Annotated in this window: 20 protein-coding genes; 10 read left to right on the top strand and 10 right to left on the bottom strand. The window is 65.6% G+C overall.

The window, feature by feature from the left end:
- The first annotated feature begins 69 nt into the window (after positions 1–69).
- Positions 70–1,065: a LacI family DNA-binding transcriptional regulator gene (locus IEX43_RS15650; RefSeq protein ID WP_188812434.1), complete on the top strand. Its 996-nt coding sequence runs from the start codon at positions 70–72 to the stop codon at positions 1,063–1,065.
- Positions 1,066–1,127: 62 nt separating this feature from the next.
- On the top strand, positions 1,128–3,470 hold the full coding sequence (locus tag IEX43_RS15645) for a beta-L-arabinofuranosidase domain-containing protein (protein WP_188812432.1): 2,343 nt from the start codon (positions 1,128–1,130) through the stop codon (positions 3,468–3,470).
- A gap of 5 nt (positions 3,471–3,475) precedes the next feature.
- Here the strand turns inward: IEX43_RS15645 and IEX43_RS15640 are convergent, their stop codons facing one another.
- Positions 3,476–3,886 carry a MerR family transcriptional regulator gene (locus IEX43_RS15640; protein ID WP_188812429.1) on the bottom strand — a complete coding sequence of 137 codons (411 nt, stop codon included), beginning with the start codon at positions 3,884–3,886 and terminating at the stop codon, positions 3,476–3,478.
- A 92-nt stretch (positions 3,887–3,978) separates the two neighbouring features.
- Between IEX43_RS15640 and IEX43_RS15635 the strand changes: the two genes are divergently transcribed.
- Positions 3,979–4,962 carry an aldo/keto reductase gene (locus IEX43_RS15635; protein ID WP_188812427.1) on the top strand — a complete coding sequence of 328 codons (984 nt, stop codon included), beginning with the start codon at positions 3,979–3,981 and terminating at the stop codon, positions 4,960–4,962.
- A gap of 22 nt (positions 4,963–4,984) precedes the next feature.
- Here IEX43_RS15635 and IEX43_RS15630 read toward each other — a convergent pair whose 3' ends face one another.
- Positions 4,985–5,935, bottom strand: a complete 951-nt coding sequence (locus IEX43_RS15630) for a GlxA family transcriptional regulator (RefSeq protein ID WP_188812425.1) — start codon at positions 5,933–5,935, stop codon at positions 4,985–4,987.
- Between the two features lie 135 nt (positions 5,936–6,070).
- Between IEX43_RS15630 and IEX43_RS15625 the strand changes: the two genes are divergently transcribed.
- The 4 genes from IEX43_RS15625 (at position 6,071) to katG (ending at position 9,961) form a co-directional block, all read left to right on the top strand.
- A complete protein-coding gene (locus IEX43_RS15625; protein WP_188812423.1) occupies positions 6,071–6,709 on the top strand; it encodes an isochorismatase family protein in 639 nt (212 codons plus the stop codon).
- 117 nt (positions 6,710–6,826) lie between these two features.
- Positions 6,827–7,183: a DMT family transporter gene (locus IEX43_RS15620; RefSeq protein ID WP_188812421.1), complete on the top strand. Its 357-nt coding sequence runs from the start codon at positions 6,827–6,829 to the stop codon at positions 7,181–7,183.
- On the top strand, positions 7,180–7,500 hold the full coding sequence (locus tag IEX43_RS15615) for a DMT family transporter (RefSeq protein WP_188812419.1): 321 nt from the start codon (positions 7,180–7,182) through the stop codon (positions 7,498–7,500). The genes IEX43_RS15620 and IEX43_RS15615 overlap by 4 nt, the downstream gene beginning before the upstream one ends.
- A 166-nt stretch (positions 7,501–7,666) precedes the next feature.
- Positions 7,667–9,961, top strand: a complete 2,295-nt coding sequence (katG, locus tag IEX43_RS15610; RefSeq protein WP_188812417.1) for a catalase/peroxidase HPI — start codon at positions 7,667–7,669, stop codon at positions 9,959–9,961.
- Between the two features lie 78 nt (positions 9,962–10,039).
- Here katG and IEX43_RS15605 read toward each other — a convergent pair whose 3' ends face one another.
- Positions 10,040–11,131 (bottom strand): SDR family oxidoreductase, encoded by a 1,092-nt coding sequence (locus IEX43_RS15605; RefSeq protein WP_188812415.1) that lies wholly within the window; start codon positions 11,129–11,131, stop codon positions 10,040–10,042.
- A 500-nt stretch (positions 11,132–11,631) separates the two neighbouring features.
- On the opposite strand from IEX43_RS15605, the gene IEX43_RS15600 reads away from it, so the two are divergent.
- The 3 genes from IEX43_RS15600 (at position 11,632) to IEX43_RS15590 (ending at position 14,319) form a co-directional block, all read left to right on the top strand.
- Entirely contained in the window at positions 11,632–12,756 is a 1,125-nt protein-coding gene (locus IEX43_RS15600) for a serine hydrolase domain-containing protein (protein ID WP_188812413.1), read from the top strand.
- Between the two features lie 190 nt (positions 12,757–12,946).
- On the top strand, positions 12,947–13,702 hold the full coding sequence (locus tag IEX43_RS15595; protein WP_188812411.1) for a phosphotransferase: 756 nt from the start codon (positions 12,947–12,949) through the stop codon (positions 13,700–13,702).
- Positions 13,703–13,749: 47 nt separating this feature from the next.
- Positions 13,750–14,319 (top strand): GNAT family N-acetyltransferase, encoded by a 570-nt coding sequence (locus IEX43_RS15590; RefSeq protein WP_188812409.1) that lies wholly within the window; start codon positions 13,750–13,752, stop codon positions 14,317–14,319.
- On the opposite strand, the gene IEX43_RS15585 is transcribed toward IEX43_RS15590, so the two are convergent.
- From IEX43_RS15585 to IEX43_RS15555, 7 genes are all read right to left on the bottom strand, one after another.
- The gene (locus tag IEX43_RS15585) at positions 14,269–14,721 is read right to left on the bottom strand and encodes a hypothetical protein (protein WP_188812407.1); all 453 of its coding nucleotides are present in this window, start codon (positions 14,719–14,721) and stop codon (positions 14,269–14,271) included. The two genes, IEX43_RS15590 and IEX43_RS15585, sit on opposite strands and share 51 nt — an antisense overlap.
- Positions 14,722–14,731: 10 nt before the next feature.
- Complete coding sequence (locus IEX43_RS15580) at positions 14,732–15,484, bottom strand: hypothetical protein (protein WP_188812405.1); 753 nt, start codon at positions 15,482–15,484, stop codon at positions 14,732–14,734.
- Positions 15,485–15,629: 145 nt separating this feature from the next.
- On the bottom strand, positions 15,630–16,883 hold the full coding sequence (locus IEX43_RS15575; protein WP_188812403.1) for an MFS transporter: 1,254 nt from the start codon (positions 16,881–16,883) through the stop codon (positions 15,630–15,632).
- Between the two features lie 12 nt (positions 16,884–16,895).
- The gene (gene narI / locus IEX43_RS15570; protein ID WP_188812400.1) at positions 16,896–17,804 is read right to left on the bottom strand and encodes a respiratory nitrate reductase subunit gamma; all 909 of its coding nucleotides are present in this window, start codon (positions 17,802–17,804) and stop codon (positions 16,896–16,898) included.
- A gap of 1 nt (position 17,805) precedes the next feature.
- Positions 17,806–18,426, bottom strand: coding sequence for a nitrate reductase molybdenum cofactor assembly chaperone (gene narJ / locus IEX43_RS15565; protein WP_188812398.1), 621 nt, complete (start codon positions 18,424–18,426; stop codon positions 17,806–17,808).
- On the bottom strand, positions 18,423–20,117 hold the full coding sequence (gene narH, locus IEX43_RS15560) for a nitrate reductase subunit beta (RefSeq protein ID WP_188812396.1): 1,695 nt from the start codon (positions 20,115–20,117) through the stop codon (positions 18,423–18,425). Before narH ends, narJ begins: the two co-directional genes overlap by 4 nt.
- The gene (locus IEX43_RS15555; protein ID WP_188812394.1) at positions 20,117–23,830 is read right to left on the bottom strand and encodes a nitrate reductase subunit alpha; all 3,714 of its coding nucleotides are present in this window, start codon (positions 23,828–23,830) and stop codon (positions 20,117–20,119) included. The genes narH and IEX43_RS15555 overlap by 1 nt, the downstream gene beginning before the upstream one ends.
- Positions 23,831–23,903: the final 73 nt, after the last annotated feature.

Genomic DNA, 23,903 nt, shown 5'->3' with positions numbered 1-23,903 from the left:
TCCGTTGACAGGAAAACTGCAGAAACATAGGCTTGGTTTCGCGAGCAGATCCCCCATGTCAGGAGAACCGTGAGCTTTCCCTCCCGCCGGGTCACCCTGGCCGACGTCGCCAATGCCTCCGGGGTATCAATTGGCACGGTCTCCAAAGCACTCAACAATCGGGGCCAGCTCCGGGAAGATACCCGGGACAGGGTCCTGGCTGCAGCACACAAGCTTGGCTTCGAAACCCTGCCTGCCGAAACCAGCAGCGGCGGGGTGATCACCATAGGCCTGGTCACCTCGGATGACATCGGACGCTTCAGCATTCCGGTGATGTACGGCCTCGAGGATTCATTCGGCCCCGACCAGGCGTCGGTGCTCATCAGCAACTCCCGGGGTGACCTGGTCCGCGAGCGCCACTGCGTTGAAACGCTCGCCTCGCGGAATGTCGACGGAATCGTCGTCATGACCAACCACACCGGCCCCCGCGCCCCGCTCCCCAAAACATCAGTGCCGATCGTCTATGTCATGGGACAGTCTTCAGACCCCGACGACATGTCAGTGGTGGTGGACCAAGTGCAGGGCATGCTCCTGGCCCTGGAACATGCAGCCAACCTGGGGCATCAGAACATCGCCTACGTGGCGGGCCCCCGCCAGGACTACTCTGCCCGGATCCGCGCCCAGGCCGTCCAGGAACACGCCCCGACCTTCGGGCTCACCCTCGTGGGCGACCGTGCACTCTACGGAAACTGGTCCGAGGCGTGGGGCAGGCAGGCTGCCCAGATGCTCCGCCAGCGGGTGGAACCCGTGGACATGGTGCTCTGCGGCAGTGACGAAATCGCCCGCGGCGTAGCTGACGGCCTGCGCGAGGCAAACATCGTTGTGCCCCATGACGTCTCAATCATCGGCTTTGACAACTGGGCAGCAGCGGCCCTGAACAGCCGCCCCGCCCTGACCACCATCGACATGAACCTCGAAGAACTGGGCCGCGCGGCAGGAGCACGCGTCCTCGAAGCCATCACCGGTAATCCCAGGCCCGGGATAGACGCGCTGCCCTGCCAGCTCATCGTGCGCGACTCCACCTAGCCCCTGCAGGCACAAACTGCGGAAGCATGAGGGAGCGCGCGCCTTCCCCGGAAGCCACATCCATGAAAGCAACCATGCACCTCACCATTCCCCCGGCAATCACGCAACTGCCGCCGTCGTCCTTTCCCTTGGACCGGATCCGGCTGCTGCCCGGCCAATTCAAGACCGCGCAAGACGTTGACGTCCGGTATGTCCTCGAACTCGACGCCGACCGTCTTTGCGCGCCGTACCTGCAGGAAGCGGGACTTGGTGCGGCAGCGGAACCCTACGGCGGCTGGGAATCCGACGGCATGGGAGGGCACATCGGCGGGCACTACCTGACGGCCTGCGCCCGGCTCTTCGCCGCCACCGGCGACGTCCGGCTGCTGGAACGGGTGCAGTACGTTGTGGAGGTCCTGGAACAATGCCAGGCTGCAGCCGGAAACGGCTACCTCGGTGGCGTGCCCGGTGGACGCCGGCTCGGCGAAGAGCTGGCGGCCGGGAACATCGACGCTGATCTCTTTACGCTCAATGGCCGGTGGGTCCCGCTCTACAACCTTCACAAGACCTTTGCCGGCCTCCTGGACGCGTACACCCATGCCCGCTCCGAGAAAGCCCTGACGGTACTCACCCGGCTGGCGGACTGGTGGCTCACGGTCTCTCGCCATCTGGACGACGACTCATTCGAGGAGGTGCTCACCACAGAGTTCGGCGGCATGAACGACACTTGGACGTCCCTTGCCCGGCTGACCGGCCGGGAAGACTACCTGCGCGAGGCCCGCCGTTTCTCGCACCGGGCACTCCTTGATCCGCTGGCTGCGGGTGACGACCGGTTGGATGGACTTCACGCCAACACGCAGATTCCCAAGGTGCTTGGTTACGAACGGTTTGCCCAGGCGACCGGGGACGCGCGCTACGTCAAGGCATCCGATCACTTCTGGGATGTCGTCACCAGGCAACGGACCGTGTCGATCGGCGGCAACAGCGTCCGCGAACACTTCCATCCGGCGCGGGACTTCACCCCCATGGTCCTGGACGTCCAGGGCCCGGAAACCTGCAACACGTACAACATGCTCAAGCTCGCCAAACTCCGTTTCGAACGGACCGGTGATCCGGCGGCGGTGGAGTTCTATGAGCGCGCCACCTTCAACCACATCCTTTCCTCCCAGCACCCCGAGCGGGGAGGCTTTGTGTACTTCACGCCCATGCGGCCGTCCCACTACCGCGTGTACTCAAAGGTCCACGAATCTATGTGGTGCTGCGTGGGCTCCGGCATGGAGAACCACGCCAGCTACGGGGAGCTCATCTACAGCCACAGCGGCGACACCCTGGCGGTCAACCTCTACATTCCATCCACCCTGGACTGGACCGAGCGCGGGATACACGTCCAACTGGAGACGGATTTCCCGTACTCGGACGTCGCCACGCTGACCGTCACCGCGGACACCCCCGCAGAGTTCACCCTGCGGCTTCGACGCCCGGCGTGGGCCACCGATATGGAGGTCCGCCTGCCGCAGAGCGACGCGGGGGTCTCACCACAGGCTGGAACCGCCGACGACGGCCACCCCGTACTCATCCGGCGCGTCTGGGAGGGCGCCACCACAGTTTCCATCAGGCTCCGCGCTGAAGTCCGGGCCGAAGCCCTTCCGGACGGCTCGCCGTGGGTGTCCTTCCTGTACGGACCTGTGGTCCTTGCCGCCAGGGAAGGGAACGCAGGCATAAGAAGCTTCGAAGCACCCGACGAACGCATGGGCCATGTTGCCAGCGGCCACCAACTGGCGCTGGCACATGCCCCGGTGGTCTCCGCGCAAGAGCCGGCAGACGCCGTCGTTATGGTCAGCCGCGAAGCGCTTTCCGCGGAACTCACCGCCACCCAGGGTGGTTCTCCCGTCCGGGTCCGGCTCGAACCGTTCGCGGAGATCCACGACGAGCGCTACACGGTCTACTGGCCAACCGGCCCCGCGCCCGCCGTGCGGGCAGCCGAACTCGCCGCCATGGACGCAGACGCAGCGGACATGGAAGCCGTCGTCGACGCCGTCACGGCAGGCGAGCAGCAGCCCGAAGCTGACCATTCCTTCGCCGGCGAAGGCACAAAGGCCGGTGGACAAGACGGACTGCACTGGCGGACCGCAACGGGTTGGTTCTCCTACATCCTCAAGGACCCCGGTACCGACGCAGCCTTCCTCAGGGTCAGGGTCCGGCAGGATCCGGGCCGCCGCCAGCGGCTCACCCTGAACGGCGCACCGCTGGCGAAGGTATTGCGCTCCGATGTCGACCACGGACACGAAGTAACCGAGTACGCCATCCCGGCGGAAGCAAGGATCAAGGACCCGCACTCCCTCGTGTTCTCGGTGCACGCGGAGCCTGGCTACACCACCGAGGACTTGCTGTCGGTGGAACTGCGACAAGGACCTCGGCGTGACTGACGGAGCTAAGGGCTTGGCACCTGCCTGCCGGAGTGGATGGCTTCCTTGTAGGCATCGATTTTCCGTTCCAGGGCACTGAGGTGCAGGTGCACGCCGGCTAGACGTTCAAGAACGGCTGCGTGGTGCTGTTCAAGCAGTGCCAGCCGGTCTTCGGTGGATGCCCCGGCCTGGTATGCGGCGGCGTAGTCGCGCATCTGTTGGATATTCATGCCGGTACCGCGAAGCATGAGCACGCCCGCGAGCCAGCTCATGGTGGAAGGATCGTACCGGCGCCATCCGCTCGGGCCTCTCTCCGGCGCGGGGGCGATCCCTTCCTTCTCGTAATAGCGAATGGTGTCAACGGTGATGCCGAGGGCATCTGCAGCCTCACTGATCGTGAGGCCAGCATCGGGTCCGGCCGGTGTCAGGGAAGGCATGCTTCCAAGTTTCGCATTTGACATGGTGTGCACACCAGCATCGACGCTGAATGCACCCGGATGTTCCGGAGCTTGTGTTTGGAGGACAGCATATGAAACAGGTTGCACTGGGCTCGCAGGGCCTGACCAGCTCAGTCATGGGACTTGGATGTATGGGCATGAGCGCCTTCTACGGCGGTGCCACGGAGAACGAATCGATCAGGACCATCCGCCGTGCACTGGACCTCGGAGTGACCATGTTCGACACTGCAGAGGCCTATGGGCCCTTCGCCAATGAGCAATTGCTGGGGAAGGCGCTTGGCGGAGACCGCGATCGCGTGGGCATTGCAACGAAGTTCGCCATTGAGTTCGACGACGACGGGACGCCTCATGGGCCGAACGGTTCCCCTGAGTACGCACGCAGGGCACTCGACCGGTCCCTTCGCCATTTGGGAACCGACCATATCGATCTCTGGTACCTGCACCGCGTCGACCCGGCTACACCGATCGAGGAAACGATCGGGGCGATGGGGCAGGCGGTAGAGTCCGGAAAGGTCCGTTACATCGGCGTATCTGAAACTTCCGCCGAAACCCTGAGAAGGGCCCACGCGACGTTCCCGATCACTGCCATCCAGTCGGAATACAGCCTGTTCGAGCGGGACGCGGAGCACAACGGCGTCCTTGATACCGCACGTGAACTCGGCATCGGGTTTGTTCCCTTCTCACCGCTGGGCCGGGGCTTTCTGGGCGGGACAATCACCAGGAAGGATGACCTGCCGGAAGGCGATGCCCGCAGGAACTTGCCCCGATTCTCGGACTCAGCCATCGAGGCCAACCTCCGGATCGTCGACGTGCTGCGGACGCTCGCCGGGCGCAAGGGCATCACACCGGCGCAGCTCGCGCTTGCCTGGGTGATCCACAATGGCACCACCCCCATCCCAGGGACCACCAAGGCACACCGGGTGGAAGAGAACGCTGCCGCAGCAGAGGTCGAGCTCACCGCGGAGGACATCGCGCGGATCGGGGAAGCGTCACCCCACGGAGCAGCAACCGGAACCCGGAATACGGAAGCGGCCATGGCCCGGGACCGCGGCTAAACGCCGTGTGAAAAGCGAGGTGCTAACCAGCCCGGGTATCAAACTGCCGCCGGTACTCCGTGGGCGTCGTCGAAAAGGCGGCCGCGAAGTTCTGCCGGAGGGTGACGGCGTTGCCGAAGCCGCAGTCCGCGGCCACCTGTTCGATGGACAGGTCGCAGGTTTCGAGCAGCCGCCGGGCTGCGTCAAGGCGGCGGGCCCGGATCCAGGCGGCGGGCGTCGTTCCTGTTGCTGCCCGGAAGGAACGGACGAAAGTCCGGCGGCTCAGGTGCGCCTGCGCCGCCAGCAGGTCAATGGTCAGGGGTTCACCCAGGCGGCCCAGGGCCCATTCCAGCAGGCGCGAGATCGGATCGTCGGTGGAGCGGGAAGGAACAGGGCGCTCGATGTACTGCGCCTGCCCGCCCTCCCGGTGCGGTGCGATGACCAGGCTGCGTGCCACCTGGTTCGCCGCCTCCGCCCCGAGCCGGGCCCGCACCAGGTGCAGGCACGCGTCCAGCGCGGAGGCGGTTCCGGCCGAGGTCAGCACGTCGCCGTAGTCGATGTAGAGCACGGACTGGTCCAGGGCGATATCAGGGTGCCGTCCGGCAAGGGAATCGAACGCCTGCCAGTGCGTGACCGCCCGACGCCCCGCGAGCAAGCCGGCGTCGGCCACGGGGATTGCCCCAAGGCACAAGCCCAAGATCGGCACCCCGCGCCCGTGCGCCTCTTGGAGCACCTGCCGCAGCGAATCACTGGGGAGGCGCCCGTCGTCGAACCATGAAGGCACCACCACAACGTCCGCCGCCTCCGCGGCCTCCGGCCCTTCCACCTCGCCCAGCCGGTAGCCCTCAGCGGTGGTGACCTCACCTGCCTGGTCAGAAAAGAGAACCGTCTTCCAGCCGGCAAGGCCCTGCCGGGCAACCTCGTCAAAAACCATCTGCGGAACGGCAAGGTGAAACATCGTTGCCCCATCGAACGCGTACACCGCGATCCTCATCCCACCCCTTCCAAACAGCTTGGCCCGAATCCATCGTATATCCGCCTTCGTGCCACTGTTGGCACACATCCGCGGCGGGAAGACTGGAAAAGTTGCCAGCAGGCAGCCGAGAGAAACACCAGGGAGAACAAGATTATGAGCACCCCCCGCCGCGCCCTCATCCTCATTGACGTGCAGCAGCAGTACTTCAGCGGACCCCTCGAGATCCAGTACCCGCCGCATCAGGAGTCCCTGCCCACGATTGCCAGGGCAATTGACGCCGCCACTGCCGCAGGCATTCCGGTTGCCGTGATCCAGCACTCCGCGGGCGTTGGTGCACCCGTGTTTGCCCCGGGCACACCCGGGTTCGAGCTGCACCCCGAGGTTGAGGGCCGTAAAACCGGCGACTGGAAGCAGCTGGTCAAACAGTACGGTTCCGTCTATGCCGGCACGGACCTCGCCGAATGGCTGCGGAAGCACGACGTCGACACGGTCACCTTGGCCGGCTACATGACCAACAACTGCGTGCTCGCCTCCGCCGTGGAGGCAGAGTTCCTTGGCTTCACCACCGAAGTCCTCTCAGACGCCACCGGCGCCATCAACATTGCCAACCACGCAGGCTCCGCCGACGCGAAGACCGTGCACACCACGCTGCTCGCGCTGCTGAACTCGAACTGGGCAGCAGTAGCGGATACTGACACCTGGACCAGTGCCCTGGCTGCGAATCAGGCCCTTGCAGGGAGTGACCTCGGAAGCTCCGCAGTTGCCGGTTTGGAGCTGGTCCCGCAGGCGTAACCAGCCTCCCGGGCCTCCCCAGCGTTTCTCGGCGGTGGGAAGCCCGGGAACACCAGCAGCACTCCTGCGGTTGCACCCACGGGGACCAAGCCCCAACGAAATTCAAGGACTGTTTTCATGAAGTGGATTCTTCTCGCCGGTGCCATCCTGAGTGAGGTGACGGCGTCCCTCTCCCTGAAAGCGGCCCTTGATAATCCTGCTTTCTTCATTGTGGTGGTCCTCGGCTATTCCGCGTCCTTCGCTTTCCTCGCCGGAGTCCTCCGCAAAGGCCTCGGCCTTGGCGTCGCCTATGGGATCTGGGCTGCGCTGGGAGTGACACTCACCGTGCTGCTGGCTGCCCTCCTCTTTGGTGAAGCGCTGACGCCCGTGATGATGGTCGGCGTCGCCATGGTGATCGGCGGCGTGCTGTGTGTTGAACTCGGGTCACACAAGGAACCGGCAGCAGAACCCGCAAAAGAAGTGGTCCGCTCATGATGTGGCTGTTGCTGACGGCCGCAATCCTCACCGAGGTGACCGCCACCCTTTTGCTGCGGGTCGCGTCCACCGGTAAGCGGCGCTGGTACGTGCCTGTCGCCGTCGGATACTTCCTGGCCTTCACCCTCCTGACGCTGACCCTCCAACAGGACATGAACCTCGGGGTGGCCTACGGCATCTGGGCCGCGGCCGGCGTCGCCCTGACGGCCCTGGCCAGCCGTGTCTTCTTCAAGGAGACAATCACCCCCGTCATGATGCTGGGGCTCGGACTCATCATCGGCGGGGTCCTGCTGATCGAGCTCGGCGCAGCGCACTAGGCAGCCCGCTCAACAGGAGCTGAAGCTGGCCGGATGCCTCGGCAATCCAGCCTGCTCTCTTATGGCAAACGGCCCCTCCCCCGGGCGGCCAGTCCATGATCAAATGGGAAGGTTGAACCGGCCGCCCGAGTCCGCTCCACGGCCTCGGCCAGATGGAAGGAAGCACATGACCGATCGTCCGGAACACCCTCCGATACCCACTCCCGGAAGTGCCCAAGGCCTGGACAGCAAGGTCGAGGGCGGATGCCCGGTGGACCATGGCAGCGTGACCTCGCACGGCAGCGAGAGCGAAAACCCGGCCATTGATTCGCCCCAGCCCAAGGGGCACCGGCCGCGCACCGTTGCGGACTGGTGGCCCAACCAGCTGGACCTCTCCGTGCTTCACGCCAACCAACCCAAGGGCAACCCGCTCGGCCCGGGCTTCAGCTACCGCGAGGAGTTCCAGAAGCTCGACGTCGAGGCACTGAAGCAGGACATCACCGAGGTCCTCACCACCTCCCAGGACTGGTGGCCCGCTGACTTCGGCCACTACGGCGGCCTGATGATCCGCCTGAGCTGGCACGCTGCCGGCACGTACCGCGTCCACGACGGCCGCGGCGGCGCCGGGGACGGCAGCCAGCGGTTCGCGCCCCTCAACAGCTGGCCGGACAACGCCAACCTGGACAAGGCCAGGCGGCTGCTGTGGCCGGTCAAGCAGAAGTACGGCCAGAAACTCTCCTGGGCGGACCTGCTGGTCCTCGCCGGCAACGTCGCCCTCGAATCCATGGGTTTCAAGACCTTCGGTTTCGCCTTCGGCCGCGAGGACGTGTGGGAGCCTGAGGAGATCTTCTGGGGTCCGGAGGACACCTGGCTGGGCGACGAACGCTACATCGGCGAAGGCCAGATGTCGGAGGAAGTCGGCTCCACGGAAATGGGGCTGATCTACGTCAACCCCGAAGGGCCCATGGGCAATCCGGACCCCAAGCTCGCCGCAGCGTTCATCCGTGAGACGTTCAAGCGGATGGCCATGAACGATGAAGAGACGTTTGCCCTGATCGCGGGCGGCCACACGTTCGGCAAGACCCATGGAGCCGGCGACGCCGATGCTCACGTAGGTCCCGAACCCGAAGGCGCCGACCTTGAAGCGCAGGGCCTTGGCTGGCTCAGCACCTATGGCAGCGGCAAGGGTGGCGACACGATCACCTCCGGCCTGGAAGTCACCTGGACGGACGTGCCCACCCAGTGGAGCAACCGCTTCCTGGAGATCCTGTTCGAGTACGAGTGGGAGCTGGTCAAGAGCCCCGCCGGCGCCCATCAGTGGGTTGCCAAGGACGCCCCGGAGATCATTCCCGACGCGCACGACCCCGCGAAAAAGCACCGGCCCACCATGCTGACAACCGACCTGTCGCTCCGCTTCGATCCCGTCTATGAGGAAATCGGGCAGCGCTTCCTGAAGAACCCGGACGAGTTCCAGCTCGCCTTCGCCAAGGCCTGGTACAAACTGCTGCACCGCGACATGGGTCCCGTGGGCCCACACATGCTGGGACCGTGGGTCCCGGAAGCCCAGCTCTGGCAGGACCCCGTTCCCGCCGTCGACCACGAATTGATTGGCGAGCAGGACATCGCCTCGCTCAAGGCATCGCTCCTGGACTCGGGCCTGTCCGTCTCCCAACTGGCCACCACGGCATGGGCTGCCGCCTCCACCTTCCGCAAGACGGACCGGCGCGGCGGCGCCAACGGTGCCCGGATCCGGCTGGAGCCGCAGCGCAATTGGGAGGTGAACGAACCTGAGCAGCTTTCGACGGCGTTGCAGGCCATCGAGCGCGTGCAGCAGGAGTTCAACTCGTCCCAGTCCGGGGGCAAGAAGGTCTCGCTGGCGGACCTGATCGTCCTCGGCGGATGCGCGGCGGTGGAGAAGGCGGCGGGCGACGCCGGCTTCCGCGTCACCGTGCCGTTCCGTCCGGGACGCACCGATGCCGCCCAGGACCAGACCGACGTCGAGCAGTTCCAGTACCTGAAGCCGCGGGCTGACGGGTTCCGTAACTATGTGCGCCCCGGCGAGAAGCTCCAGCCGGAGACCCTCCTGCTGGACAAGGCGTACCTGCTGGACCTGTCCGCACCGGAGATGACAGCGCTCATCGGCGGCATGCGCGCCCTCGGCACCAACATCGGCGGCTCCAAGCACGGCGTCCTCACGGACCGGCCGCAGGTCCTGACGAACGACTTCTTCGTCAACCTGCTCTCCCCGGGCACCAAGTGGAAAGCCTCGGAGAACGAGGAGAACGTCTACGAGATCACAGACGTCGCTACCGGCGAGCTGAAGTGGACCGCCACCCCGGTGGACCTGGTGTTCGGCTCCAACTCCCAGCTCAGGGCGATGTCCGAGGTCTACGCGAGCGACGACGCCAGGGAGAAGTTCGTCAACGACTTCGTGGCGGCCTGGGTGAAGGTCATGGAGCTGGACCGCTTCGACCTCAAGTGATGCTGCTCCATTGACCACTGCGTCCGGGCCGGCTGCGTTTGCGGCCGGCCCGGACGTTTGCCACTGGTCAACAGCAAATCAGGGAATCAGGCTCTCAGCCTTATAACGGTCGAAGAGCGCGGTAAAGGCATCCAGCGTCCGCCGGTAGCCGGTGAACCCGGCATCCCGGCTCTTCCCCATGTCCGTCACAACCTCAATGCCGCGCCCCAGGTCGCCGTCCGTGTGCCACCAGGACGCCAGCCGATTCAGGTCCGGCTCGCTGAGGTTGTGGCGCGCGGCAATGTCCCGCCACTGGTCCTCCCGGCCCGCCATTGACTGTTCCAGGGGGCGGGGTGATCCCTCGTATCCCTCCCACTTCACGCCGAAGTACGCCGCGAGCTTCGGCCACATCCAGCGCCACCGGAACACATCGCCGTTGACGATGTTGAAGGCCTCGTTCGCGGCTGCTGGCGTGGTGGATGCCCAGATCATGTGCTCGGCGAGCAGGCCCGCGTCCGTCATGTCCGTCAGGCCGTTCCACTGTGTTTCGGAGCCCGGGAAGACGAACGGCTCCCCGCTCTCCCGGCACAGGGTGGCCTGGGCGGCGAGCGTGAGGCCCATGTTCATGGCGTTTCCGACGGCGTGCCCGATCACCGTGTGCGCGCGGTGCACGGACCAGGTGAACCCTTGCCCGGCCGCGGCCGCCCAGAGCTCGTCCTCCTGGGCGTAGTAGAAGTTCCGGACCGGCAGGCGCGGCTCCTCCTCGTGGAAGGGCGTGTCCGGCATTTCCCCGGCGGCGTAAGCCTCGAAGGGTCCGAGGTAGTGCTTCAGTCCGGTCATCAATGCAACGTGGGCTACGTCCTTGCCGCGAAGTGCAGCCAGGAGGTCCCGCACCATGCCGGCGTTGACGGAGATGTTTTCCTCCTCGGTGTCCTGCCGCGACCATGCCGTGAAGAAGACATGGGAGGGATTCTCCGGACCGAGCGCATCGGCCAGCGACGCAGCCGAGGTCAGGTCCGCGGAGAGCCACCGAACTCCGGGCCTCTCTGCCCCGGGCTTCCGGGAAAGGGCAAGCACACTCCACCCCTGGCCTGACAAGGTATCGACCAGGGCAGACCCCGCTATGCCGGTCGCCCCCACAACAAGAGCAGTCTTTTCGGTCCCTGCGGTTGTTCCTGCGCCAATAGTCATGAAGCTCCTTCTGGTTTGTGCTGAATTTCGCCTGGGCAATGGCCCCTAGCTGCAAGCCGCTGGCCCCGGGAGATATTCCTCGACCCCGCGTCACACCACCCCTACTCATAAGGAGTGGGACTGCCGCACCGGGCGCGGCGCTGGCACTTTGTGCGTGCAGCTATTCCGAGCCCAATCCCCACCGGTTCGACCGATGAAAGCGAGTAAATTCCGGTCGAGGAAGCAGTCAAAGTGCTCGGTTCCCGAAGGACCCAATGACAAGTTTCGGGAACATAATTGGAAGTGGGCTGGGCGACACATTCTCGGAGAGGAGTGGTCATGATCCGGGCCCTGATGTGCAGGCTCAATGTCGGGCACCACTGGCTGGTGGAAAGGATGCCCGACGGCGGCTTCCGTCGGCGTTGCACTAAGTGTGGCAAGTACGGTCGCCGCAGCCAGAGATGGTCGGGGCACCTGGAGGCTGGAGACCGGCCGCGAAATCCGATGGGGCCGGTTCCCTAATGAACAAGCACGCTGCGGTGCTGGCCGTGGCTCTTGTGCTTTCCGGCTGCACGTTTATCGCCCCCGACGAAACAGCCACCACCCCGGCTGAAAACCTCGCCGCGACGCTGGAAGCTTTTGCGGCCGACGCGTCCGCGCATGGAGCGCCTGCCGTGGTCTTCCATGTTCGGAACGGAGACCAAGAAGAGCTCATGGCCACCGGTGTGAGAGACCTGAAGTCCAACAGCATGGCGATCCCTACGGACAAAACGTGGATTATCGGGGCGGGTACGCCCATGGTCGCCGTGTCCGTGATGAAGCTGGCGGAGACCGGCGCCGTGCGCCTTGAAGATCCCGTCTCCGCTCATCTGCCCGAGTTCACAGCAATCTTCCCGGCGTGGGACCGTGTCACGGTGCGGGACCTTCTGGGCAGTACCTCCGGCCTCCCTGACTACTTTCCACCCCTGATTGAATCCGCGAGCCTGGACGAGCTCCAAACGCGCGTATTGACCTTCGAGGAACGGTTAAGGATTGCAGCGGGGGTAGACCTTCCGCCAGGGCCCGTGTCCTACTTTGCATGGTCTGCAACGGACTGGGAAGTGCTGGGTTGGTTGCTGGAAAGCAAACACAACCGCGGACTCGACGAGGTTCTCGCCAAGGACGTATTTGAGCCGGCAGGAATGGGCAGCACGCACGTGGCGGCGGCAGGGCAGCCGCCCGAGCCCATGCTGCATGGGTACGTGCTGGAGAGCGGGAACAGGCGCGACTTCACGCGTATTGACGCGATCGCCGGATCGGCCGATTCTGGGGTCATTTCAACGGTTGAAGATCTCAGCAGGTTCGCGGCGTCGCTCACCACGGGCCGATTCATTCGCGAAGAAACGTGGAAGAGCATGATTGAGTCCGAGCCATTTCCCTTAGGTGGCATCCGTCTCAGCGATGACATCTGCCCGGGCACACGCCACGTCTTCCTGTCCGGGGGCGGGGGCCCGTATAGTGTCCAATCTGTTTCCTCCTTAGATGGGCACCAGCAGGTGACGGTGGCTTCGGTGCTTCCGCCCCGGGATCTGAACGTCACCGACGCGCCTCCGCTCGTCCCCGAGATGGAGGACGCTATCCAAGAGACAGCCAGGAGCATGTGCTAGCTGGAACACCTCAGAGCTGCCGGGTATGGACACGCGGACGGCCGGCCTCAGGCTAGGACATTACGCAGCCCGACGTGCTCCTCATTGAGTGACACGTACCCGCCATCCGGGCGGCTGGATCGATGACGTTGTCCCTGATGGTTTCGAGTTGGATTATTTTGACACGGGACTTCACCGATAGCCTGCTGTGATGGTCCCGGACGAGCAGGAACTTGCAGGCGGCAATGCGTCCGGCAAGGTTGTGCGCGTCGGCAACACCGTACGGAAACCCTGGCTGGATAACACCGCCGCTGTGCAGGACTATCTCCGCGCGCTCCGCTCGTCCGGGGTGGACGTTCCCCAACCTCTGGGAAAGGACGACGACGGCCGGAGCGTTGTGGAGTTCGTGGAAGGCGTCCTCGCGCTGGAGGAACTGCCGCTCACCCGCGACGATCTGCTGCGGGTTGGCCGCATGATCCGCCGGATCCACGACGCGAGCGAAGCTTTTGTGATTCCTGATCCGGACGGCTGGAACATGCTCTTGCCTGCTGAAGCTCCAGACCTGATGTGCCATAACGACCTCGCGCCATGGAACCTCGTCAGGGGTGATCGGTGGGTCTTTATCGACTGGGACGGTGCCGGTCCCAGCACACGGCTATGGGACCTTGCGTACGCAGCGCAGTCTTTCGCCATGCTGTTCGACGGACAGCCGGTGAAGGAAGCGGCCGCAAGACTGCGTGCAATTGTTGACGGTTACCAGGCTGACGAATCGCTCCGCAGCGCGTTGCCGGCAGCGATGGCGGAGCGAACTGCAGCTATGTTCACACTCTTGGAGTCCTCGCACGAGACCGGGTTCCAGCCGTGGGCGGACATGTTCGTCAACGGCCACGGGGAACACTGGCGTGGCGCTGCCCAGTACGTCCGGCAGCATCAGTCGGCGTGGGAGCAGGCCCTCGACCGGCCGTGACCTGCGCGATTGCGGAAGTGAGGCACGGGCTCGATTACGCTCGTGTGATGGCCCGCCTTATCGCTCCGGACGTTAGTTACCACTCCTCCTGGCTGGAAGGGGCGGGGAATTTCAACGGCACCCGTCAGGACGGCGCGGGCGCCGAGGACTGGCCCCTGGAAGACCTGAGAGACCCCCAGACGTTCGGCCGTTTTGTGGACTGGCTCGTCAAAGATGCCCTACCGGAGAGCCCGCGGAATCCAGCGCATGTGCCCTGCACCTACCTGTGGATTGTGGAAGGTGGCACCTTCCTTGGGTCCCTGGCCATCAGGCACGAACTAACCGACTTCCTCCTCAACGAGGGTGGCCACATCGGCTACAGCGTCAGGCCCTCAGCCCGGCGCCGCGGCCACGCCGCGAAAGCACTGGCCGACGCCCTGCCCATTGCGCGCGAACTGGGGATCACCCGGGTTCTCTTAACCTGCGATGAGGACAACTTCGGTTCCCGGGGCACCATCGAAAAGAACGGCGGCACCTACGAGGACAGCCGCAACGGCAAACGCCGCTACTGGATCGATATCGTGCCGTCAGATGAATTGTCGCAGGCCCCTGCGGGATTGGACGTCCGCCCGAGCTGACTCCACGAACTCTTCAACCTCTGCCCGGCAGCGTTCGCCCTGCTCGTTCAAATCCCGGCGGCTGTCGAGTTTCTTTAGGGCTGTGATATGTGTGAGCACGTCATGCGCCAGGTCCCCAATGGCCTTCTCACTCGCCAAAAGGCGTACGCCGTAATAGGCGGACCATGCCGATCCGCGGGCGCGGTGAACGTCGTCGTCCTCCGTTTTTAGATCCACACCGTGTCCCTCGAACCATTCATCCATCACAGTCCGCCGGTACTCCATCGCCGCTTGCGCGAAGGTCTTGTAGGCATCAATTCGGGCCTCATGGAGCCGCATTTCGGCGGCGTTCTTCCGGTTGAAGGCGTAGGTCAGAACGGCCCCGAGCAGAGCACCGAGCAGGCCGATAATCGCACCGTCCAAGGACTATCCCCTACCCCGCCGGCCGCAGCGATGTGATCATGCGCTTGATGTCCGCATACTCCGGCGTCCCCGCATACAGCTTGGCCTTCTCCAGGTACGGCAGCGACGGGTCCCCCGGTGTCAGGTTCAGTTCCGGGTTGTAGAACGCCCCGAACGTGGCGGCGTTGGGCGGCCAGTTGAAGAAGTGGAACATGTAGCAGGCCGAGTCACCTTCGGGCAGCGGCGCGGTGGTGATGCCGTAGGCCGCCGCCGGGGTGTCCGGCGGGCCGGCCGCGGCGTCGTTGCCGCGGGTCTCGAACGTATACCGCGGCACGGTGCCGTACTGGGCCAGCTGCGGCAGGTCCTGCGACTCCAACACTGAGTAGGGGTACTTCTCCGTACACGTGGACCCGGTGGCCATGTTGGTCCGCAGCGTCGCCAGCAGCCGCCCGTCCTCACTGGTCACCTCAGCAAACGCTCCGCCGCCCTCAGCCAGCTCCCCAGCCGGGTCCGTGATGCTCCAGGTGGACGGAAGGTCGAAGGCCAGATCGCCCGCCGCCGTCGTATAGGTGGTCCAGGACGCCGACGGCGGGGCGCTGGCGCTCGGACTCACGGTCGCGCTGGGCGGTGCGGCCGTCAGCGTCGCAGTGGGCGTCGCTGGTTCGCTCGCGGCAGAGGTAACGCCCGACGGCGTCGCCTGCGGTTGGGCGGCCGGCCCACCGCACGCCGTGAGCAGCGAAAGCGAGAGAAATAGTGCCGCGCCGGGCCACGCTGACCGCCGCATGTCCGCCTCCCTGGAAGCCGTTGTGATCCTCCCATTGTGCAGCCACGGCGGCTCCCGGGACCTATTAATCAACCGATTGGACCCGAACTGTTGCAGCTCGTAACGAAACCATTCCCGGCCGGGCCGGCCGCCCGCCGTCGTACTTTTATGTCCCTTTCAATACACCCTGCGGTGCGGGCTGCTGGGGTGGGCGGATGGCAACCAGCGTGAACACAAACGCGACCGTGGCCGTGACCACCAGCAGCATCAGCCCAATGAAGTAGCTGTTGTCTTCGGCGTTGTACGTGGCGCCCATGACCAGCGGCGGGAAGTAGCCGCCCATCCCGCCGGCCGCGCTGACAATGCCGCTGATGCTGCCCACCTTCCCCTGCGGTGAGAGCCTCCCAACCCACGCGAACACGCCGCCGGTCCCCAGGCCAAGCGCGGCGGCCATCGCCACGAAGGTGAGTCCGGCCGGGATTTCGCCGTCGGGCCTCAGGTTCACCACAAACGCCAGGACCGCGATGCCTGCCAGGGATGACAGGACCACCGGTTTGGACCCGATCCGGTCCGCCAGAACTCCCCCGATGGGCCGGAACAGCACCGCCGCCAAGGCAAACCCGGCGGTGCGGGTGCCGGCAGCGGTGGGATCGAACTGGTAGATGTCCCGGAGGTACGTGGGCAGGTAGGTGGCGAAGGAGACGAACCCGCCGAAGACGATGGCGTAGAGGAAGCACAGCTTCCAGGTGACGGCGAGTCCGGCTGCGTCCTTGAGCTTGGGGATCACCGGCGCGGTGTTCCGGTGCCAGTCCGGCGACTCCTTCAGGTTGAACCAGATTACGGCCCCCATCACCACCAGCAGCCCGGCAATCAGCAGGTGCGTGGGCAGGTACCCGATCCAGGTCACCAGCCGCGGGGTGAGGAAGGCCGCCAGCGCGGTCCCGCCCATCCCGGCGCCAAACACGCCGGTGGCGAAACCTCGCCGCGACGGCTCGTACCAGGCGGAAACAAAAGGAATTCCGACGGCGAACACGGTACCTGCGATCCCCAGCAGCAGTCCGGCGCCCAGCACCACCGCATAGGAACCCAGGCTGCCGCCGAGGGCAACCAGCAGGACGGGAGGAACGCTGCCCAGCAGCACGAACGTGAACATCACCCGCCCGCCGAACCGGTCCGTCATGGCTCCCACTACGATCCGGCCCAGCGATCCGACGAAAATCGGCATGGCCACCAGAACCGCGGTGGCGGTGGAGTCCAGCCCCATCTCCTGGGTATAGCGGGCACCCAGGGGCGCCACGATGTTCCACGCCCAGAAGGCCATGACGGACGCGCTGGTGGCCAGCGCCAGGTTCAGGCCCTTGCCGGGATGGGAGGTTTCCGCGGGCGGTGCGGGATTCGCGGGGCGTGCGGCTTCAGTCATGGTGTGCTCCCCTCACCGGTTCCGGGTGTCCCGGTCCTCGGTCCCGACCGCCGACCAGCCGCGTTTGCCGGCGGGGGCGTTGGGGTTCTGCGCGGCATTGCCACGGGACCTGCTCCCGGCCCTGCCTGCGGGCCGTGTACCCGCGCGCCCGCCCGTCCTGCCGCCGTCGCGATCCCGCGAGCGGTACACGATGTACGGGCGGAACAGGTAGTGGAACGGCGCGGTGAAAGCGTGCACCAACCGGGTGAAAGGCCAAATGATGAACAACGCCATCCCCACCAGCGTGTGCAGGTGGAAGGAGAACGGCGCCGCAGCCATGACGGCAATGTCCGGCTGGAAGATGAACAGGGACCGGAACCACGGCGCCACGGTTTCCCGGTAGTTGTGCCCGTGCTCGCCCTCGAACACGCTGGCCAGGGTGGTCCACAAACCGAACACGATGGCCGCCGTGAGCACGACGTACATGGCCTTGTCATTCTTGGTGGTGGCCATGAACACAGGCCCGGTGGTGCGGCGCCGGTAGATCAGCAGCATGATCCCGCCCAGTGTCCCGATGCCCGCAATCCCGCCCACGAACAGGGCGTTGAAGTGGTAGAAGTCCTGGCTCATTCCCACCGCTTCCGTCCAGGACTTTGGAATGACCAGGCCAAAGAAGTGCCCGGCAACCACGGCGAGCAGCCCAAAGTGGAACAGCGGCGAGGCAATCCGCAGCAGCCTGGACTCGTACAGCTGGGAGGACCTGGTGGTCCACCCAAACTGGTCGTACCTGTAGCGCCAGACCAGTCCGCCCACCAGGACCACCACCATCACGTAGGGCAGCACGCCCCACAGCACAATGTCCAGGGCGGAAAGTTCGACGGCGGCACCGGGCTGTGTTTCATAAGGCAGCGTTTCAAAGGGCAGCGTTTCAAGGGTCACCATGTCAGGCCCCCTTCACTGGCAGCAGGCGCGGATCGTAGGGGTCAAGGCCCACTGCCTCAGTGGGCGGCCCGTAGCCTGCCATCCGCATCACGGCCTGTTCGTCCGCCGGCGACTTTCCGGGCAGCGTGGCGCAAATGGCCTGAAGGATCCTGGCGTGCGGCAGCTTGTCCCCGAGCAGCCCAAACTTCAGCATCTCAAGGCTGGGCCGGTACCGGATCAGCAACTCCCGCCCTGCGGCGAAATCCACCAGCGCGGTGTACTCGAGCACCATGGGCAGGTAGTCCGGCAGTTCCCCCTGGGTGTCCACCAGGATGTCGCTTTGCCGGTACGCCTTCTTGAAGCTGCCCAGCACCTCGCCGCGGCGCCGGGTGTCCCCATCCGTCCAGTAGCTCAGGTGCAGCGCGTGGCGCCGGCTGAGATCGAACTCCCGCACGTAGTGCGCCTGGGCCTCCATCAGTGGGGTGGACTCGAGCGCGTCCAGCACTTCCTGGAAGGGTTCGACGGCGCCGGGGAACTCCGCGAGCGCGGCGCGCATCAGCGGCACTTTGCCCAGGAGGTCCTGGTCCGGGTAGGACAGGCACCACGCACCGGCCATGTACACCACCTGGTCCCGGCGGCTCACGGCTGGTCCTCCGCCGCGGCCAGGGTCCCCGGCTCGGGTCCCTTGTCCGGGAAGAGCCCCGGCGGTGCCCCGCGGCCGTCCCAGTTCAGCAGGTTCACCCGGCCCTTCAGGCTCGTCCCGGCCGATACCTCGTCGCTGGTCTGCCGGTCCCGCAGGGCGTTGAACGTGTCCACCGCAACCGGCACCGGCCTGCCGCTCGCCTCACCGAAAGGCGAGGAATCCTGCATGCCCGGGCCGCCGTCGAAATCCAGCGAACAGCCCATCTCCTCCAGGTCATGCGCCTGCTCCACGTGTGCCTTGGGGATCACGTACCGCTCGTCGTACTTGGCGATGGCCATCAGCCGGTACATCTCGTACATGGTCTGCCCGTCCATGCCCACGGCCTCGGCGATGGACTCGTCCGGATCATTGCCCAGGCTGATCCCGCGCATGAACGCCCGCATGGCCGCGAGCTTCTTCAGCACCGCGGTGACCCGGTCCGCGTCCCCCGCGGTGAACAGCTCGGCGAGGTACTCCACCGGGATGCGCAGCGCATCAATGGCGCCGAACAGGTTGCCGTGGTCCTCGCCGTCGTGCCCCTGGTCCCGCAGCAGGTCCACCACCGGGGACAGCGGCGGCACGTACCAGACCATCGGCATGGTCCGGTACTCGGGGTGCAGCGGCAGCGCCACCTTGTACACCTTCGCCAGGGCGTACACCGGCGAGCGGCGGGCGGCGTCGATCCAGTCCTCCGGGATGTCCTGCGCCCTTGCTTCGGCCTGGACGGCGGGATCGTTGGGGTCCAGCAGCACGTCCATCTGGGCGTCGTAGAGTTCCTGCGGGTCGGTGACGGACGCCGCGGCGGTGACGGCATCGGCGTCGTACAAAAACAGCCCCAGGTACCGCAGCCTGCCCACGCAGGTCTCCGAGCACACCGTGGGAATCCCCACCTCCACCCTGGGGTAGCAGAACGTGCACTTCTCGGCCTTGCCGGTCTTGTGGTTGAAGTAGATCTTCTTGTACGGGCAGCCGGTGACGCACTGCCGCCAGCCGCGGCACTTGTCCTGGTCCACCAGCACAATCCCGTCCTCCACCCGCTTATAGATGGCGCCGGAGGGGCAGGAGGCCATGCAGGACGGGTTCAGGCAGTGCTCGCAGATCCGCGGCAGGTAGAACATAAAGGTCTGCTCGTAGGCGAACTTGATCTTGTCCTCAGACTCCCGCCGGACCTTTTCCACCAGCGGGTCCAGGTGGCCGTGCTCCGCGGAGCCACCCAGGTTGTCATCCCAGTTCGCGGACCAGGTGACCTTGGTGTCCTCCCCGGTGATCAGGGATTTCGGCCGGGCCACCGGAAAGTCGTCGCCCAGGGGTGCGTCCACCAGGGTTTTGTAGTCGTAGGTCCAGGGTTCGTAGTAGTCCTTGAGCTCAGGCTGGACCGGGCTGGCGAACAGCCCGAACATCTTCTTCACCCGCCCGCCGGCCTTCAGCACCAGCTTGCCACGCTTGTTCAGGCTCCAGCCGCCGCGCCATTTGTCCTGGTCCTCGTAGCGCCGGGGATAGCCCTGCCCGGGACGCGTCTCCACGTTGTTGAACCAGACGTACTCGGTACCCGCCCGGTTGGTCCACGCCTGCTTGCAGGTGACCGAACACGTGTGGCAGCCGATGCACTTGTCCAGGTTCATCACCATGCCCATTTGCGCCATGACTCGCATCAGTACTGCACCTCCTGTGAGCGGCGGCGGACCGTGGCCACCATGTCGCGCTGGTTTCCGGTGGGGCCGAGGTAGTTGAACGCGTACGCCAGCTGGGCGTAGCCGCCGATCAGGTGCGAGGGTTTCACCAGCAGCCTGGTCACCGAGTTGTGGATGCCGCCGCGCCGTCCGGTGGCCTCCGACTTGGGGACGTCGATGGTCCGCTCCTGGGCGTGGTGGACGTAGACCACGCCAGCGGGCATCCGGTGGCTGACGATTGCCCGGGCTACCAGGACGCCGTTGATGTTCAGGCACTCCACCCAGTCGTTGTCCCTGACCTGGATGGAGTCGGCGTCCGCCGGACTCATCCAGACCGTTGGCCCGCCCCGGGAGAGCGAGAGCATCAGCAGGTTGTCCTGGTATTCGGAGTGGATGGACCACTTGGAGTGCGGCGTCAGGTACCGGACTACCACCTCCAGCTGCCCGTTCTGCCCGAGTTTGGGTTCGCCGAACAGCCTGTGCATGTCCAGTGGCGGCCGGTAAATGGGAAGGGCTTCGCCGATGTCCGTGATCCAGTCGTGGTCCAGGAAGAAGTGCATCCGGCCGGTGAGGGTGTGGAAGGGCTTGAGCCGTTCGATGTTGATGGTGAACGGGGCGTAGCGGCGGCCGCCAGTCTCCGAACCGGACCATTCCGGCGAGGTGATCACCGGGACGGGGGCGGCCTGGGTCTGGGCGAACGTGATGAACTTTTCCTCGGACCCCTCGGACAGGTCCGCCAATTTCCGCCCGGTCCGGACTTCCAGGTCCTTGAAGCCCTGCACGGACAGCGCACCGTTGGTGGTGCCGGAGAACGCCAGGATGGCCTCCGCCATCTTCGCGTCCGTGTCCATGGCCGGGCGGCCGTCCGCGGCGCCGCCGAGCATCACGCCGTTCGAGTGGCTGAGCCGCTTCAGCGGCTCCTCCAGTTTGTACGTGACGTTCTTAACGGTGAAGCCCAGCCTGTCCGCAAGGGGACCGACGGCGGCCAGCTTGTCCGCGATGGTTGTGTAGTCCCGCTCCACCACGGAAAAGACGGGCATGTTCTGCCCCGGGACGGCGGGGATGTCCGGCTCCCGCCAGTCGCGGACGATTCCGCCGGGCTGGGCGAGCTGGCCCGGGGTGTCGTGCTGCAGCGGCACGCTCACCAGGTCGCGGCGGACTCCCAGGTGGGCCTTGGCCAGCCGGGAGAACTCCCGGGCCAGCAGGTGGAAAGTGTCAAAGTCGGTCTTGGTTTCCCAGGGCGGGTCGATCGCCGGCGTGAACGCGTGGACGAACGGGTGCATGTCCGTGGAGGACAGATCGTGTTTCTCGTACCAGGTGGCGGCGGGGAACACGACGTCGGACAGCAAGGTGGTGGAGGTCATCCGGAAGTCGGCGGAGACCAGCAGGTCCAGTTTCCCTTCCGGCGCCTGCTCGTGCCATTTCACGTGCGTGGGTTTGAGCCCCTCGGCATGGTCCTCGCCTAAGACGTTGTTGTGCGTGCCCAGCAGGTTCCGCAGGAAGTACTCGTTGCCCTTCGCGGAGGAACCAAAGAGGTTGGAACGCCACAGGACCAGGGTGCGCGGCCAGTTCTCCGGAGCGTCCACGTCCTCGATGGCCGGGTTCAGGGTCCGGTTCTTGAGTGCGTCCGCGATGTAGGTGGGGGTATCTTTTGCGGTTCCGGCGGCGACGGCGGCCTCTGCCTCGTCGGCGAGGTCCAGGGGGTTGCGGTCGAACTGCGGGTAGAACGGCATCCATCCAAGCCGGGCGGACTGGGCGATGGCGTCCGCGGTGTGCAGGCCGTCCAGGGCGCCGGTGGACAGCGGGGACTTCAGCGCATCGGCTGAGTATCCATCCTGGCGCCACTGGTCCGTGTGCATGTACCAGTACCCGGTGCCGATCATGGTGCGGGGCGGCCGGGACCAGTCCAGGGCATTGGCCAGCGAGACCCAGCCGGTGATGGGCCGGGTCTTTTCCTGCCCCACGTAGTGGGCCCAGCCGCCGCCGTTCCGTCCCATGCAGCCGGTCAGCATCACCAGCGCCAGTATGGCCCGGTACGTGGTGTCGCCGTGGAACCACTGGCAGATGCCCGCGCCCATGATGATCATGGAGCGGCCCTTGGACTGCTCGGCGTTGCGGGCAAATTCGCGCGCCACACGGATGCAGGCCTGGGCCGGAACGGACGTGATCTCCTCCTGCCACGCCGGGGTGTAAGGAGTGGCGGCGTCGTCGTACCCCGCGGCCCACTCGCCGGGGAGCCCTTCGCGGCCCACGCCGTACTGGGCGAGCATCAGGTCGAACACCGTGGTGACCAACTGGCCCTCCACCTCGATGACGGGCACCCCGCGGCGGAGCACGCTGCCGGTGCCGTCCGCCTGCTCGAAGCACGGGAGCAGGATCTCGGCGCTTTCCCCCGAGACCTCCCGCAGCGAAAGCGCCGGTTCCATCCCCTCAAGGTCCAGGTTCCACTTGCCCTCGCCGCTTCCGGAGTAGCGGAACCCCATGGAACCGTTCGGGACGGCGGCACGGCCCGTCTTTTTGTCGAACAGGACGGTGCGGAAGGCAGCGTCCTCAGCCCCGGACTCCCCCGGGATGTCCCCGGCGGTGAGGAATTTCGACGGCGTGAGGGCGCCGTTGTCGCGCTTTTCCAGCCTGACCAGGAACGGCAGGTCCGTGTACTGCTTCACGTAGTCCGTGAAGAAGGGGACCTGCCGGTCCACGAAGAATTCCTTGAGCGTCACATGGCCCATGGCCATGGCCAGCGCGGCGTCGGTTCCGGCCTGGGCCGGGAGCCACTCATCCGCGAACTTGGTGTTGTCCGCATAATCAGGGCTGACGGTGACCACTTTGGTGCCGCGGTAGCGCACCTCGGCCATCCAGTGCGCGTCCGGGGTGCGGGTGACGGGGACGTTGGAGCCCCACATCATGAGGTACCGGGCGTCCCACCAGTCGCCGGATTCGGGGACGTCCGTCTGGTCCCCGAACACCTGCGGGCTGGCCACCGGAAGGTCCGCGTACCAGTCGTAGAAGGAGGTCATCACGCCGCCGATGAGCTGGATGAACCGGGTGCCCACCGCGTGCGAAACCATGGACATCGCCGGAATGGGCGAGAAGCCGGCGCAGCGGTCCGGGCCGTAGGTCTTGATGGTGTTCACGTGCGCGGCGGCGGCAATTTCGATGGCCTCCTGCCAGGACACCCGGACCAGGCCGCCCTTGCCGCGGGCCTGCTGGTAGCGGCGCCGTTTGTCCGGGTCCGCCGCGATCTCGGCGAAGGCGAGGACCGGATCCCCCAGCCGCGCCTTGGCCTCGCGGTACATCTCCACAAGGACACCGCGGGCGTAGGGGAAGCGGACCCGGGTGGGCGAGTAGGTGTACCAGGAAAAGGCCGCCCCGCGGGGGCAGCCTCGTGGTTCGTATTCAGGACTGTCCGGCCCCACCGAAGGGTAGTCGGTCTGCTGGGATTCCCAGGTGATGATGCCGTCCTTGACGTATACCTTCCAGGAGCAGGAGCCGGTGCAGTTCACGCCGTGGGTGGAGCGGACCACCTTGTCGTGGCTCCACCGGTCGCGATAGAAGATATCGCCCTTGCGGCCACCCTCCCGGAAGACTGCCCTGCCGTCGTCGGTCTGGTCCCATTTTGTGAAGAACCTGCCTACCTTCAGCATTGCGTCCGATGCTGCTCCGTCTACCCCCGGGACAAAACGCTCCTCAGCCATGCTGCCACGGTAGGCAGGGTGCGGACGGGCGAGTAGGGTCTTTCGACTGGTTGCGCTTTGGGCGGGGCGGGAC

The organism is Pseudarthrobacter polychromogenes (assembly GCF_014644495.1).
Classification (GTDB): domain Bacteria; phylum Actinomycetota; class Actinomycetes; order Actinomycetales; family Micrococcaceae; genus Arthrobacter; species Arthrobacter polychromogenes.
Note: the sequence above shows the minus strand (reverse complement) of the source record. Positions and strands in the feature narration are given on the sequence as shown.